This is a genomic window from Clavibacter lycopersici, assembly GCF_003576405.1.
Taxonomy (GTDB): domain Bacteria; phylum Actinomycetota; class Actinomycetes; order Actinomycetales; family Microbacteriaceae; genus Clavibacter; species Clavibacter lycopersici.
On sequence record NZ_QWGT01000497.1, the window covers coordinates 1 to 696 of the forward strand.

Here is a 696-nt window from a genome sequence, read left to right on the forward strand (position 1 = left end):
GAGGTCGGCGAGCCGGGCCCGCAGCGGATCCGCGTCCACGGCCTCGGGGTCCGTCCGCTCGTAGGACGCGGCGAGCGCCCGCACCTCGCGGTGCAGGGTCGCGCGCACCTCGTCGTCGGCGACCGCGGCCAACCGGTCGGCGAGCCGCAGCGTCGCGCGCATCACGATCGCCTGCCCGACCCCGTACGCGCGGATCGCGAGGAACGCCTCGGACACGAGCGCGGCCGGCCGCGGCCAGCGGATCTCCACGCGCGGCACCCCGTCGGCGTCGCGCCGCACGTCCACCTCGGGCGTCGGCCGCAGGCACAGCGTGCGGAGCGCGCCGGAGAGGGCGTCGAGCGCGCCCACCGCCGTGTACGGGTCGTTGGTGCCGGAGGCGAGGCCGCGCACGCCGATCTCCACCATCTGCTGCACGGCGTAGTCGATGTCCTGATGGGGTGTGCGCGCTGGCTGCAGGTCGAACGAGAGGCGGGCGGCCGCGTCGTCCGCGTGCGCGTCGCCGCCGACGACCTCGACGAGCGGATCCCCGTCCACCACGTGCGCGCCCGGCAGCGCGACCACCCGGTGCCGCGCGCCCCGCCGTGCCGCGTCCGCGACGAGCGCCGCGAGGTCGACGCCCGCGACGTACCCGGTCGCGGCCGCGCGGACCACGTGCACGGGGCCCGCGGGATCCGGGTCGCCGGGTCCGTCCGTCGC

1 protein-coding gene is annotated in these 696 nt (G+C 78.3%); it reads right to left on the reverse strand.

Translation table 11 applies throughout. From position 1 onward, the window contains the following. Positions 1–696 (reverse strand): DUF2254 family protein (locus tag DZG00_RS16170; protein WP_119455858.1); only part of this gene is annotated, 696 nt, incomplete at both ends.